General features: G+C 37.0%; 12 protein-coding genes. 1 reads left to right on the forward strand and 11 read right to left on the reverse strand.

Annotation, left to right across the window (positions count from 1 at the left end):
* Positions 1-62: 62 nt before the first annotated feature.
* The 4 genes from mdh to DS745_RS19480 form a co-directional block, all read right to left on the reverse strand.
* The gene (gene mdh / locus DS745_RS19465; protein WP_129079875.1) at positions 63-1001 is read right to left on the reverse strand and encodes a malate dehydrogenase; all 939 of its coding nucleotides are present in this window, start codon (positions 999-1001) and stop codon (positions 63-65) included.
* 176 nt (positions 1002-1177) lie between these two features.
* Positions 1178-2449: an NADP-dependent isocitrate dehydrogenase gene (gene icd / locus DS745_RS19470; protein ID WP_129079876.1), complete on the reverse strand. Its 1272-nt coding sequence runs from the start codon at positions 2447-2449 to the stop codon at positions 1178-1180.
* A gap of 181 nt (positions 2450-2630) precedes the next feature.
* On the reverse strand, positions 2631-3746 hold the full coding sequence (citZ, locus tag DS745_RS19475) for a citrate synthase (protein WP_129079877.1): 1116 nt from the start codon (positions 3744-3746) through the stop codon (positions 2631-2633).
* 370 nt (positions 3747-4116) lie between these two features.
* Positions 4117-4590, reverse strand: coding sequence for a DUF441 domain-containing protein (locus DS745_RS19480; RefSeq protein ID WP_421721835.1), 474 nt, complete (start codon positions 4588-4590; stop codon positions 4117-4119).
* A 239-nt stretch (positions 4591-4829) separates the two neighbouring features.
* Here DS745_RS19480 and ytvI point away from each other — a divergent pair, with 239 nt between their 5' ends.
* Positions 4830-5942, forward strand: coding sequence for a sporulation integral membrane protein YtvI (ytvI, locus tag DS745_RS19485; RefSeq protein ID WP_129079878.1), 1113 nt, complete (start codon positions 4830-4832; stop codon positions 5940-5942).
* Between the two features lie 40 nt (positions 5943-5982).
* Here ytvI and DS745_RS19490 read toward each other — a convergent pair whose 3' ends face one another.
* The 7 genes from DS745_RS19490 to ystJ form a co-directional block, all read right to left on the reverse strand.
* Positions 5983-6378: an FxsA family protein gene (locus DS745_RS19490; RefSeq protein WP_129079879.1), complete on the reverse strand. Its 396-nt coding sequence runs from the start codon at positions 6376-6378 to the stop codon at positions 5983-5985.
* A gap of 102 nt (positions 6379-6480) precedes the next feature.
* Entirely contained in the window at positions 6481-8235 is a 1755-nt protein-coding gene (gene pyk / locus DS745_RS19495; protein WP_129079880.1) for a pyruvate kinase, read from the reverse strand.
* Between the two features lie 116 nt (positions 8236-8351).
* Positions 8352-9311, reverse strand: a complete 960-nt coding sequence (gene pfkA, locus DS745_RS19500; RefSeq protein WP_129079881.1) for a 6-phosphofructokinase — start codon at positions 9309-9311, stop codon at positions 8352-8354.
* A 202-nt stretch (positions 9312-9513) separates the two neighbouring features.
* The gene (gene accA / locus DS745_RS19505) at positions 9514-10491 is read right to left on the reverse strand and encodes an acetyl-CoA carboxylase carboxyl transferase subunit alpha (protein ID WP_129079882.1); all 978 of its coding nucleotides are present in this window, start codon (positions 10489-10491) and stop codon (positions 9514-9516) included.
* Positions 10492-10495: 4 nt separating this feature from the next.
* Positions 10496-11356, reverse strand: coding sequence for an acetyl-CoA carboxylase, carboxyltransferase subunit beta (gene accD / locus DS745_RS19510; RefSeq protein ID WP_129079883.1), 861 nt, complete (start codon positions 11354-11356; stop codon positions 10496-10498).
* Positions 11357-11467: 111 nt separating this feature from the next.
* Positions 11468-12133 (reverse strand): FadR/GntR family transcriptional regulator, encoded by a 666-nt coding sequence (locus tag DS745_RS19515; protein WP_129079884.1) that lies wholly within the window; start codon positions 12131-12133, stop codon positions 11468-11470.
* A gap of 133 nt (positions 12134-12266) precedes the next feature.
* On the reverse strand, positions 12267-13499 hold the full coding sequence (ystJ, locus tag DS745_RS19520; RefSeq protein WP_129079885.1) for an NADP-dependent malic enzyme: 1233 nt from the start codon (positions 13497-13499) through the stop codon (positions 12267-12269).
* Between the last annotated feature and the right edge of the window lie 22 nt (positions 13500-13521).

A 13521-nucleotide genomic window follows, 5' to 3' on the forward strand; every position in this document is an offset into this window, starting at 1 on the left:
GAAGCGCTTACAATTAATTATAAGTAGAAATCCGGTCAGTCAAACCGGATTTCTACATCTTATTACTTAAGTACTGTCATAACACTTTTAACAGAATCTGCTGATTTTTGTAGTGCCGCTTTTTCCTCATCAGTCAATTCTAGTTCAATGATTTTTTCAATTCCGTCTCCACCTATAATAGTCGGAACACCTAAGTAAAGATCTGAATAACCATACTCACCTTCTAGATAAGCAATTGTTGGAATAATTCGTTTTTTATCTTTAAGGATCGCTTCAACCATTTGAACAATCGATGCTGCCGGAGCATAGTAAGCGCTTCCGTTTCCTAATAAATTTACGATTTCCCCTCCACCTTTACGAGTACGTTCAACTATTTGTTCTAGACGCTCAGCTGGTATAAGCTTCTCTAACGGAATTCCTCCAGCATAAGAATAACGGACAAGAGGGACCATGTCATCGCCGTGCCCACCAAGAACAAATCCGGTAACATCTTCCACTGATACATTCAACTCTTGTGCGACAAATGTACGGAAACGAGCAGTATCAAGAACTCCTGATTGACCAATAACACGATTTTTTGGGAAACCAGATTCTTTAAACACAGTATATGTCATTGCATCTACTGGATTTGTAAGTACGACAATATAGCAATCTGGAGAATATTTTACGATTTCTTTTGTTACAGCTTTCATAATACCAGCATTGGTATTCACTAAATCATCGCGGCTCATCCCAGGTTTTCTAGCAATTCCTGCAGTAATAACAACGATATCAGAATCGGCTGTATCTTCATAGCTAGATGTTCCAACAATGTTTGAGTCAAATCCTTGCACAGGGCTTGCTTCTAACATATCTAACGCTTTTCCTTTTGTTGGGTTTTCCATTTGTGGGATGTCAACAAGTACGACATCTCCTAGTTCTTTTTGTGCTACCATTAATGCTGTAGTCGCACCGGTAAATCCGCCACCAATAACAGAAATTTTTCTTCTTTTAATTGCCATTTCATATCGCTCCTTATTCTTTTAAATTATATGAAAAGGATACTTACAGATAATGTTGCTATTCAAAAGATATCATATATTCTGATGATGAATATTCAATAAAAAGAGAAGGATGACTTACAAGTAGTTCTTGTTCTCTAAACGGAACTGAATTTACACTTGTAAGTCAACCTACTTTAGTTCATGTTATTAATTAATGCGTCAGCGAACTCAGAACATTTCACTTCTGTAGCGCCTTCCATTAAGCGAGCAAAATCATATGTTACAACTTTGTCACTAATTGTTTTATCCATAGAAGCCATGATTAAGTCAGCAGCTTCATTCCAACCTAAATGACGAAGCATTAATTCTCCAGATAATAATACTGAAGAAGGATTTACTTTATCAAGACCAGCATATTTTGGAGCTGTACCATGAGTAGCTTCAAAGATTGCATGACCAGTTACGTAGTTAATGTTTGCTCCAGGAGCAATTCCGATTCCACCTACTTGAGCAGCAAGAGCATCAGAAATATAATCCCCATTTAAGTTCATTGTTGCAACAACATCAAACTCTTTTGGACGAGTAAGAATTTGTTGTAAGAAGATGTCAGCAATTGCATCCTTAACAATAATTTTGCCCGCTGCTTCAGCATCAGCTTGTGCTTTGTTAGCCGCTTCTTGACCTTCTTTTTCAACGATTTCGTCGTATTGGGCCCAAGTGAATACTTTATCACCGTATTCTTTTTCAGCAAGCTCGTAACCCCAGTTTTTGAAAGCTCCTTCAGTAAACTTCATGATGTTTCCTTTATGAACTAGAGTAACACTCTTACGACCATGCTTAATAGCATACTCAATTGCACCACGAACTAAACGTTGAGTTCCTTCTTCAGAAACAGGTTTAATTCCAATACCTGATGTCTCAGGGAAACGGATTTTGTTTACACCCATTTCATTTTTTAAGAACTCAATCACTTTTTGAACTTCTGGTGAACCTTTTTGCCACTCAATACCAGCATAAATATCTTCAGTGTTTTCACGGAAGATAACCATATCTGTGTCTTCAGGACGTTTGATTGGAGATGGTACCCCATTGAAATAACGCACTGGACGTAAGCAAGTATATAAATCTAACTCTTGACGAAGTGCTACGTTAAGAGAACGGAAACCTCCACCGATTGGAGTCGTTAAAGGACCTTTAATTGCAATGATGTATTCACGCACTGCGTCTAAAGTCTCTTCAGGTAACCAGTTACCTGTTTGATCAAAGGCTTTTTCTCCAGCAAGAATTTCTTTCCAAACAATTTTCTTCTCACCATTATAAGCCTTCTCAACAGCAGCATCTAATACTCTTGAAGCTGCAGCCCAGATATCTGGCCCTATTCCATCACCTTCAATAAAAGGGATTACAGGATTATTAGGAACGTTTAATACTCCATCTTGAACAGTAATTTTTTCTCCATTTGCCATCACTATTACCTCCTACTAGTTCTTTGTCTAAAAATTATGTAATGAGAGTGTGAGAACCCAATGAATTGGCGGAATAAAGATTATAATTTATTACAAAAGTCCCCCTCCAAAGTTTCACGGGCCCTCATACTGATAATTTTTTTCTGTCTTTAAAAATTATCATACCTCTCGACACATCAAATTAACGTTGGTCAATTGGTACGTACACTTGTTTATCAGGTCCAACATATTCCGCACGAGGTCGAATAAGTCTGTTGTTACTATATTGCTCTAGAATATGAGCAATCCAACCCGACATTCTACTAATTGCAAAGATTGGTGTAAATAAGTCATGTTTTATTCCAAGGCTATGGTACACACTTGCAGAGTAGAAATCAACATTTGGTAATAATCCTTTTTCGCGAGTAACAATTTCATTGATTTTAACAGACATTTCATACCATTTTTCTTCTCCGGTAATCGCTGTTAATTGTTTTGACATATCTTTTAAGTGTTTTGCACGCGGATCGCCATCTTTATATACACGGTGACCGAAGCCCATAATTTTCACTTTGTTACTTAGAGCATTCATAATATAAGGTTCTACATTTTCAACATTTTCGATTTCCATTAACATGGCCATAACTCTTTCGTTTGCACCACCATGTAAAGGACCTTTTAATGCACCAATCGCTGCTGTTATTCCTGAATACATATCAGATAATGTAGCTACACATACACGTGCTGTAAATGTTGACGCATTCAATTCATGGTCAGCATGTAACACTAATGCTTTATTAAACGCATCGATAGCGATCGCATCAGGTTCTTCCCCAGTAAGCATGTATAAGAAGTTTGCTGCAAATCCAAGATCTTTACGAGGAGCAACAGGCTCTTTTCCTTCACGGATACGTGAAAACGCTGTCACGATCGTTTGGATTTGCGCTTGTAGCTTAAGTGCTTTTCGCTTATTTGCTTCTTCAGATTGGTCATCTGCTTCTGAATCATATAAGCCTAAGAATGAAATAGCTGTTCTAAGGGCAGCCATAGGGTGAACTTGATCGATTGGGTACATTTTCATTTGATCAATAACGCCTTGTGGAACCTCTGCATAATTTGCTAGATCCTCAGTTAATTGCTTTAATTCCTCTTCTTTTGGAAGACGGCCATTCCATAATAGGAAGATAACCTCCTCAAAGCTTGCGTTATTTGCTAAATCATCGATATCAAAACCATGATACGTTAAAACACCATCAATAATTGAACTGACGCTCGACGTTGTTGCAACAACACCTTCAAGACCACGAGTTGTACTCATTTCTCAACCTCTCCTTTACAAATAGAATATTCATTTTTAAAGGTAATACATATGAAAACGAAGACGGCCTTTTGCCAAAAAGTCCTAAAAAGCAGTTGTTTGCCGACGATATAGTTCTAGTAATCTATTATTCAATAGCTTAAAAGTTCTATTGTAAAATATTTTTTTGTTCTTTTTTGAACATATTGTTCCAAAACGTCAGCATCATTTAAAATAGTGTTTAGGGTCTTTTTGAACATACTCTTTTCCTTATATAGAAATTATTATGTACAAAAGAGTTTCTAACCAATTCTAATTATAAACATTTTCCACAGTTTTGTGAACTTTTATTTGAAAATAATTCCGACTATTTTAATTCTTGTGATAACTTTCACGAACCAAAAGAGCTAAAAAAAGCCACAAGTCTCATTGCCATGTAAGCAATGCCTGCACCTATTAACGGCCCCACTGCTACCCCGTTAAAAAGAGCAACTGCTAAAATTGTTCCAAAAACTAGCGCCGCCGTAATATGAGGATCTGTTTGCAACAGTTCTACTCCACTTGATGCAATAATAGCTACAAAAATCCCTGCCGCCAACGCAATCCAAGCATACACAGACTTCATTGAGTCAATTAGCTCTCTAAAACCAATTTGACCAGTAACAATTGGTACAAGTACGGCAATTGTAATAATTGTAACACCGACATTAATGCCTTTTTGCTGAATAAACGGATACACTTTCTCACCTAGACCAACCCATTTAATCAGTAACAAAACTACTACTGCAACAATTAATGATTGATTTTTTGCAATAATACCAATAAGTAGCAGAATTATCATAAAAGCAGTTGCCTGTGTTATCAAACCTGATGCATCCTTCCTTGGTAGGCCTTACCATTGTTATCTTAACATAAATCTCATTTTTTCGCCAAGTTTCAAGTCTTTTTTGTGTCAATATTTCGAATTAAATTTTGTGTCCCTAAGTTTGTTTATCATTAAGAGATATCGAAAAAGGATTTATCCATTATTGTCTTTTACGCTTCTAAAATAATAAAACAAGCCATACGCTATTAAAAAGCCTTTCTGAAAGAGGTGAAAGAAATATGAACTCTAACTACTTTCAAATACTACTTAGACTCACTCTTGTCGTAAGTATTATATTTTTAATAGCAGTCTTAGGATTTATTACCTTTAAAACAGCATATCCTTTTATGATTGGACTAGTTCTGGCTTTTTTCTTAAACCCTATTGTTAACTTTTTTCAAGAGAGAATGAAAATTTCTAGATGGTTATCGGTATCAATCGTCTTACTTGGGCTTTTGTCACTAACTATAGGCTCAATTACAATCTTAATTTCTGAAATTATTATGGGTACTAATTATCTATCACAATCTGTACCTATTCACTTCCAATCACTTATTTATGAATTCCAAAAAATATTTACTGGTAAGATTATGCCCATCTATGAACAAATATCAACCATTTTTTATTCTTTAGATAGTGATCAACAAGTTACAATTAAGGCTTATGTAGAGACGATAACGAACCATATCACCTCAAACGCTAGCTCGACAATTCAGTCTGTACTTACAGGGATATCCGATTTTTTATTAGCTTTACCTAACTTAGCTACAGTTATTATTTTCTCTTTATTAGCGACCTTCTTTATTAGTAAAGACTGGTATAAGTTAGTCTTTATTTTTCGGAAATGGCTTCCAAACGTGATTGCCGAGCGAACCAAAGACGTAATGAAAAGCTTAAAGAAGGCATTTGTGGGTTTTATTCTAGCTCAAATAACCTTAATCTCTATCACATGTTGTATTGTACTAATAGGATTATTAGTCCTTAAGGTTGATTACCCGATTACCATCGCTTTAATCATAGCCTTCGTTGATCTACTCCCATATTTAGGGACAGGACTGATCTTTATCCCTTGGATTTTGTATACCTTCTTTTCTGGACAATTATCACTGACAATCGGACTTTCTATTTTATACGGTGTTGTAGTTGTTCAAAGACAAATTATGGAACCTAAAATCTTATCATCAAGTATTGGAGTTGACCCATTAGCTACACTAGTGTCTTTGTTTGTAGGCTATAAACTCTTTGGGTTTCTAGGACTCATACTAGGGCCAATAATTCTTGTCTTTATACAAACTTTGCATAACGCCCATGTATTTCGCGACTTACGAAATTATATTTTTAAGATTAACTAAAAAAAAAGCTGATTTATCAAAATATCGATAAACCAGCTTTTTAGCGTCGATTAATAAAAATAATTGAACCATTCTGCAACAATCGATCAAATATCTTTTGAATGAAGGCTTTTGCAATTCCTCTACTAGCAGGAATTAATAGAAAAAAACCAATGGCATCGGTAATAAAACCTGGAGTCAATAATACTACTCCACCAATTAGAATACATAGCCCGTCTAAAATAACCCCGCTAGGTATCTGGCCCTGTTGCAATTGTAACTGTGCTAATCTAAGTGTATTTAATCCTTCTTTCTTTGCTAACCATGCCCCGAGTACTCCAGTAAAAATAACAAGTAATATTGTCCAAGGAATGCCAATTGTATTACCAGAGAGAACTAGGACGCCAATCTCTAACGCAGGCACAATAATTAATAGTAAGATGAAAATTTTTAACATTTGACCTACTCCTTTAAAATGGCTTGTCATTATATTATATGACAGGCTAGTAGATTATGCTAATAAAAAACCGCTAAGATTACCTTAGCGGTCCAAAAGAGACTATAAAATACTTGCATGTCCTTTATAGATATTCCCTCTAGTAGCATCAACTGTGATCGCGTCACCGTCTTCAAATTGATGTGTTGCCCGTTCTACACCAACAACTACTGGAATTCCTAAATTTAAGCCAACTACCGCTGCATGACTAGTTAGCCCACCTTCTTCAGTAATGACTGCAGCTGCTTTTTCAAATGCCTCGATCATGTCTTTATCGGTACCGACTGTTACCAATATTGCCCCATCTTCCATTTTAGACAAAGCATCACTAGCAGTTTTTGCAACAATCACTTTACCTGTAGCTGTCTTACGGCCAATCCCTTGTCCTTTAGCAACCACTTCGCCAATAACATGAACTTTAATTAAGTTCGTTGTTCCTGTTTCACCGACTGGGACTCCAGCAGTAATAACAATTAAATCACCATGATCGATAAATTCCGTTTTAACAGCTTCCTGAACGGCAATTTCTAACATTTCATCTGTTGAAGTAGCTTTTGTTCCAAGTTGTGCATAAACACCCCATACTAAAGCTAACTTGCGGCAAACTTCAGCAGAGTGAGTGACTGCTACAATTGGTGATTTCGGTCGATATTTAGAAATCATTCTTGCAGTATGACCGCTTTCAGTAGCTGTTACCACTGCAGCTGCTTCTAAGTTTAAAGCTGTGTGGGCTACTGATTGACTAATTGCATCTGTAATCGTTCTTTGGCTCTCTCTACCTTTACGCTTTAACAACTCTTCATATTTTAATGCCGACTCTGCTCGAACAGCAATTTTATACATCGTTTGCACAGCTTCTACAGGATATAGGCCTGCGGCTGTTTCACCAGATAACATGATTGCGTCAGTTCCATCAAAGATCGCATTTGCCACGTCACTTGCCTCTGCACGTGTTGGACGTGGATTGCGTTGCATTGAATCAAGCATTTGTGTTGCTGTGATAACTGGTTTTCCTAGTGCATTACATTTCTTAATTAAGTTCTTTTGAACTAACGGAACTTCTTCTGCTGGGATTTCTACACCTAGGTCTCCACGAGCAACCATTAACCCATCAGACACTTCTAGGATTTCGTCAATGTTATCTACACCTTCTTGGTTTTCAATTTTAGGAATGATGTGAATATGCCCTGCGTTATTGTTTTCAAGAAGTTCACGAATTTCTAAGACATCTGATGCACGACGAACGAATGATGCTGCAATAAAGTCAACACCTTGCTCAATACCAAAACGGATGTCATTAGCATCTTTTTCTGTAATCCCTGGTAAATTCACACTTACATTAGGAACGTTTACACCTTTTTTATTCTTGATTGTTCCGCTATTAAGAATTTTTGTTCTTAATTCTTTAGAACCTATTTCAATCACTTCTAGTTCGATTAAGCCGTCGTCTAGTAAAATTTTTGAACCAACATGAACATCATTTACTAATCCAGGATAAGTAATAGAAAACTTTTCAGCTGTTCCCACTACTTCTTCCATCGAGATAATAACTTCATTACCTGCAACTAGTTCTGCTACTCCATCTTCGAAGTTATTTGTGCGAATTTCTGGACCTTTAGTATCAAGTAAGATCGCAATATGTTTCCCTGCTTTTTCAGCGGCTTCACGAATAGAAGTTATTCTTGCACCATGTTCTTCGTAATCTCCATGAGAGAAGTTTAAACGAGCGACATTCATACCAGCATTAATTAATTGCGAGAGTTTTTCAACACTTTCACTCGCAGGTCCTATTGTACATACTATTTTTGTTTTTCTCATAATGAAAAAACCTCCTACTTTCCTAAATAACATATTCTCTTCAATTAATTCAAATTCGACATACTATTATGGTTGCCAATCCGAATAAAGTATGTCATAATTTATCTAAATATCATCTAAATTGACAATTCTTTAGATAATTGATACATATCCTGATCGATTTTGTGGGGAATTGATAAGGCTTGATCAATTCCATGGGAAACTAACTGGTTGTTCTGAATCCCTACCATTTTCCCAGCTTCACCTGCAATAAGAAGCTCTACAGCTTTTGCGCCAAGACGACTTGCAAGAACACGATCAAATGCAGTAGGTGAGCCTCCACGTTGAATATGACCTAAAACAGTCACTCTTGTTTCAAGACTTGTTTGCTCTTGAATAACTTTTCCAATCTCCATACCGCTTCCTACGCCTTCTGCTACAACAATAATGCTATGCTTTTTCCCACGAGCATGTCCTCGTTTTAAACGTGAAATGACCTCTTCCATATCGTAGTTTTCTTCAGGGATCAAAATTGTTTCGGCACCGTCTGCAAGACCAGACCAAAGGGCAAGGTCACCAGCATTACGGCCCATTACCTCAATTACATATGTACGTTCATGTGAAGTTGCTGTATCACGTATTTTGTCAATCGCTTCAATAATTGTGTTTAATGCTGTATCAAACCCAATAGTAAAATCAGTTCCAGAGATGTCATTATCGATTGTTCCTGGTACCCCAACACATGGAAAACCATGTTCTGTTAATTTCTTTGCCCCCTGGAAAGAGCCATCTCCACCAATAACAACTAAACCTTCAATTCCAAATTTATTTAATTGCTCGATTGCCTTTTTTTGACCTTCAAGTGTACGAAATTCCTCACAACGAGCAGTATAAAGCTTCGTTCCACCTCGATGGATAATATCTCCTACAGACCCAATTTCTAGCTTTTCGATTTGGCCAGCAATTAATCCAGCATAACCATAGTACACACCGTAAACCTCTAAATCATGATAAATTGCTTTACGAACAACCGCCCTAATGGCTGCGTTCATCCCCGGAGAGTCCCCACCGCTTGTTAAAACTCCTATACGCTTCACGCTATTCACCTCAATAACAATATTCTAGATCAAATCCTAGTAACTAGTTTATGGCTAAAGCTCTAAAAACCATTCATCATTTCTATGTCCTCGGTACTAGTATTATCTATACGTGTTAAAAATACCACTTCTAATTCATTATGACAATAGACGAAAAGCGACAAATAAAAAGCCTTCTCTACACTTAGAGAAAGCCTAACCCTTATTTAACGCTAATGACATCGTTTACAGTGTCGTACTCACCTATATTGTTAAATTTTTCGTAACGTTGCTCTATTAGCTCTTCTTCAGAAAGTTCAGCTAATTCAGTCAGCGATTTGTCGAGAACCTTACCTATCGCATTGGCTTGTTGTTTAACGTCTCGATGAGCGCCGCCTCTTACTTCTGGAATAATTTCATCAATCACATTAAGTTCTTTCAAATCTGGCGCTGTAATTCTCATAGTTTCAGCTGCTCTTTGAGCAAGGCCTGAGTCTTTCCATAAGAGAGCTGCAGCTCCTTCAGGAGATATAACAGAGTATGTAGAATTTTCTAGCATATGAATATGATTTCCTACACCTAGAGCTAGAGCTCCTCCACTACCACCCTCACCAATCACGATACAAATGATTGGCACTGCGAAACCAGCCATTTCTAGTAGGTTTCTAGCAATCGCTTCACTTTGTCCTCGTTCCTCTGCGGCAATTCCAGGATACGCTCCTTTTGTATCAATAAAGCAAATAATTGGTCTTTTGAATTTATTTGCTTGTTTCATTAATCGTAAGGCTTTTCGATAACCTTCTGGATGGGGCATTCCAAAGTTTCGACGTATGTTTTCCTTTGTATCTTTCCCACGTTGATGACCTATAACAGTTACTGGTTTTCCTTGAAATTTTGCAATTCCCGCAACAATTGCTTCATCGTCACCATATAAACGATCTCCATGTAACTCAATAAAATCAGTAAATAAATAAGAAATATAGTCCAAAGTAGTAGGTCGTTCATTATGACGTGCGATTTGTACACGATCCCAAGGCTTCATGTTGCCGTAAATATCATTTTCTAATTGTTCTAAACGTTCTTCAAGCTTACTAATTTCACCGGATAAATCAATGCCCTTATCAACAGTAAACTTTTTTAATTCCTCAATCTTTGTTTTTAGTTCTGTTATAGGTTTTTCAAATGGTAATTCATTAGCCAAGTTTCTACACCTCCTTCAGTACATCATTATGCATATCAAAGATTGTCGTAAGTAATTGTTTCATTTCTAATCTAGATACAACTTTATCTAACTGACCATGTTTTAACAAAAATTCTGCAGTTTGGAAATCATCTGGCAATTCTTGACGGATCGTTTGCTCAATAATTCTTCTACCTGCAAAGCCTATTAATGCACCTGGCTCAGCGAAGTTATAATCACCTAGTGATGCAAAACTTGCAGATACCCCACCAGTTGTTGGGTGTGTCATAATTGAAATAAAGAGACCACCTGCAGTGTCAAGTTTCTTTAACGCAGCACTTGTTTTTGCCATTTGCATCAGACTAAGTACACCTTCTTGCATTCTAGCACCACCTGAGGCAGAAAAAAGAATGAAAGGTGCTTTTAATTCAATTGCTTTTTCAATTGCTCTTGTAATCTTCTCACCTACAACACTGCCCATACTTCCCATCCTAAAACGTGCATCCATGACTGCAATAACAACATTCATATTAGACATTGTTCCTTGTCCTGTAACAATCGCTTCATTTAATCCTGTTTTCTCTCTATCTGCTTTTGTTTTTTCAGCATAAGTAGGAAAAGCAAGAGGGTCTTTTGAGATCATATTGCTGTCAAACTCAATAAACGTGCCTTCATCAAGTAAGCTAGCAATTCGATCATAAGCAGACATGCGATGGTGAAAACCACAACTATCACATACATACAAATTCTTTTTCAATTCCTTGGTGTACATAATCGTTTTACACTTTGGACATTTTGTCATTAAACCCTCAGGAATATCCATTTTTACTTGATCTGAAGGAATTGTTGCATACTTCTTTTTCTTAGAAAATAAGTCCCTTAACACTGTAACACCTCTCTTTTGGACAAGATCTTTTATTAAAATTTTCATAAATCATATCATACAGAAAATAACAGTTTCAAGGTAAACAATCCAACGATAATCCCCAAATAACGGTTAAAACCGACTATTTTCGAGGTGATTTTTTAATGCGGCAATGGCTAGCTCTACATTTCTAGCATTTAATGCTAGAAAGATTTTTTCATGTTCCATGATGGATTGTTCAGGGCGCCCTTCCCTAGACAAGGATTCCCGTAATGCAACTTTACTATACTCTACAAGTGAAATCCAAATGTTAAGTAACAACCTATTTTGACAGGATTCAACAATTGTTTTATGAAATAAATAATCTTCTTCGACTGGAAAGTTACCATTTTCCCAGCTATGTTTTGATTGAGTAATTAGATTTTCTAGTTTTGAGAGTTGATTTTCATCAATTCGATCACAAGCAAGCCTCAACGCTTCGATTTCCACAATTTTTCTTGTTTCTGCCAAATCATTTCTTGCTTTTTTCTCTCTTAAAAAAAAGCTCGCTAGAATTTCTACTAAGCGGTGCCCACCGATACTTTTAATAAAAGTTCCTTCACCACGACGAGTTTCAATCAAATCCAATAATTCAAGTGACCGAAGCGCCTCTCTAACCGAAGATCGGCCAACATTTAGACGCTCGGATAGTTCTCTTTCAGACGGGAGCTTGTCTCCTGTACTAAGGTGGTCTTCTTGAATAATATGGTTTAGCTCTCGAATAATTTCAATATAAACCTTATCCTGTTGTGATGACATAAAAATTTATCACCACCCTTTTTTATATTTATAGAGTTCAGAGACTAGAGTAATCCTTATCAGAATTGTTTTACCTATATCCGCTATGCACTCTCTCCTCCGAACTCTTAGAAATGTAGACTGTCAAAAAAGATTATTCAATAATTGCAAGTTTTTTTGTTTTTGCCTCTACATCGTCAGGATTTACTTTTCTTCTTGCAACTCCAGTTTCCATGGCAGCTTTCGCCACTGCTTTTGCTACCGCTGGAGCAACTCGTGGGTCAAATGGTGCAGGAATTACGTAATCTGCATTTAGCTGATCCTCAGTTACTAAGCTGGCAATCGCTTCAACTGCAGCAATTTTCATTTCTTCATTAATATTTGTTGCATGAACATCTAGTGCTCCACGGAAAATACCTGGGAACGCAAGAACATTATTAATTTGATTTGGGAAATCAGAGCGACCTGTTCCAATCACACTAGCTCCTGCAGCTTTCGCATCCTCAGGCATAATTTCAGGAACTGGATTTGCCATAGCAAAGATAATTGGGTCTGGATTCATACTCTCAACCATCTCTTTTGTCACAGCTCCTTCAACTGAAACTCCAACAAAAACATCTGTACCTTTGATTACTTCCGCTAACGTGCCTTGAACCTTGTCGCGATTTGTAACTTTTGCGATTTCATCTTTTACTGGGTTCATCCCTACAGGACGGCCTTCGTATATAGCACCTTTTGTGTCACACAAGATAACATCCTTAACTCCCATACGTTGCATTAGTTTCACACAAGCAATACCAGCAGCTCCTGCACCATTTGCAACTACCTTCACTTCCGAAATGGACTTACCTGTAAGTTTCAAGGCATTTAATAAACCAGCGGCTGTAACAATCGCTGTTCCATGCTGATCGTCATGAAAGATCGGAATGTTACATTCCTTTTTAAGACGTTCTTCAATAACAAAGCAATTAGGAGCAGCAATATCTTCAAGATTAACACCACCAAATGTTGGCTCAAGAAGCTTAACTGTCTCAATAATTTTTTCAATGTCTGTTGTAGCTAAACAAATCGGAAATGCATCTACACCAGCAAACGATTTGAATAATAGTGCCTTACCTTCCATAACAGGCAAGGCTGCTTCAGGTCCAATATTCCCTAAACCTAGTACCGCTGTTCCGTCTGAAACAACTGCAACCATATTGCCTTTCATTGTGTACTCATATACATTGCTAACATCATCAAATATTTCCTTACAAGGCTCTGCAACTCCTGGCGAATATGCCAAACTTAAATCATAAGCATTACGTACTGGAATTTTAGATATTGTCTCTAACTTCCCCTTATTAATACGATGCATATGTAAAGCTTCTTCCCTTAATGTTGCCATAAAACCTTCACTCTCCCCTTAC

Origin of the sequence: Anaerobacillus alkaliphilus (genome assembly GCF_004116265.1) — a bacterium.
GTDB classification, from domain to species: Bacteria; Bacillota; Bacilli; order Bacillales; family Anaerobacillaceae; genus Anaerobacillus; species Anaerobacillus alkaliphilus.

Excerpts from the sequence above, each read along its gene's own strand:
- DS745_RS19490 (WP_129079879.1), bottom strand. The coding sequence starts at position 6,378 with ATGTTAAAAATTTTCATCTTACTATTAATTATTGTGCCTGCGTTAGAG.
- icd (WP_129079876.1), bottom strand. The coding sequence starts at position 2,449 with ATGGCAAATGGAGAAAAAATTACTGTTCAAGATGGAGTATTAAACGTT.
- ytvI (WP_129079878.1), top strand. The coding sequence starts at position 4,830 with ATGAACTCTAACTACTTTCAAATACTACTTAGACTCACTCTTGTCGTA.
- DS745_RS19515 (WP_129079884.1), bottom strand. The coding sequence starts at position 12,133 with ATGTCATCACAACAGGATAAGGTTTATATTGAAATTATTCGAGAGCTA.
- citZ (WP_129079877.1), bottom strand. The coding sequence starts at position 3,746 with ATGAGTACAACTCGTGGTCTTGAAGGTGTTGTTGCAACAACGTCGAGC.
- mdh (WP_129079875.1), bottom strand. The coding sequence starts at position 1,001 with ATGGCAATTAAAAGAAGAAAAATTTCTGTTATTGGTGGCGGATTTACC.
- ystJ (WP_129079885.1), bottom strand. The coding sequence starts at position 13,499 with ATGGCAACATTAAGGGAAGAAGCTTTACATATGCATCGTATTAATAAG.
- pyk (WP_129079880.1), bottom strand. The coding sequence starts at position 8,235 with ATGAGAAAAACAAAAATAGTATGTACAATAGGACCTGCGAGTGAAAGT.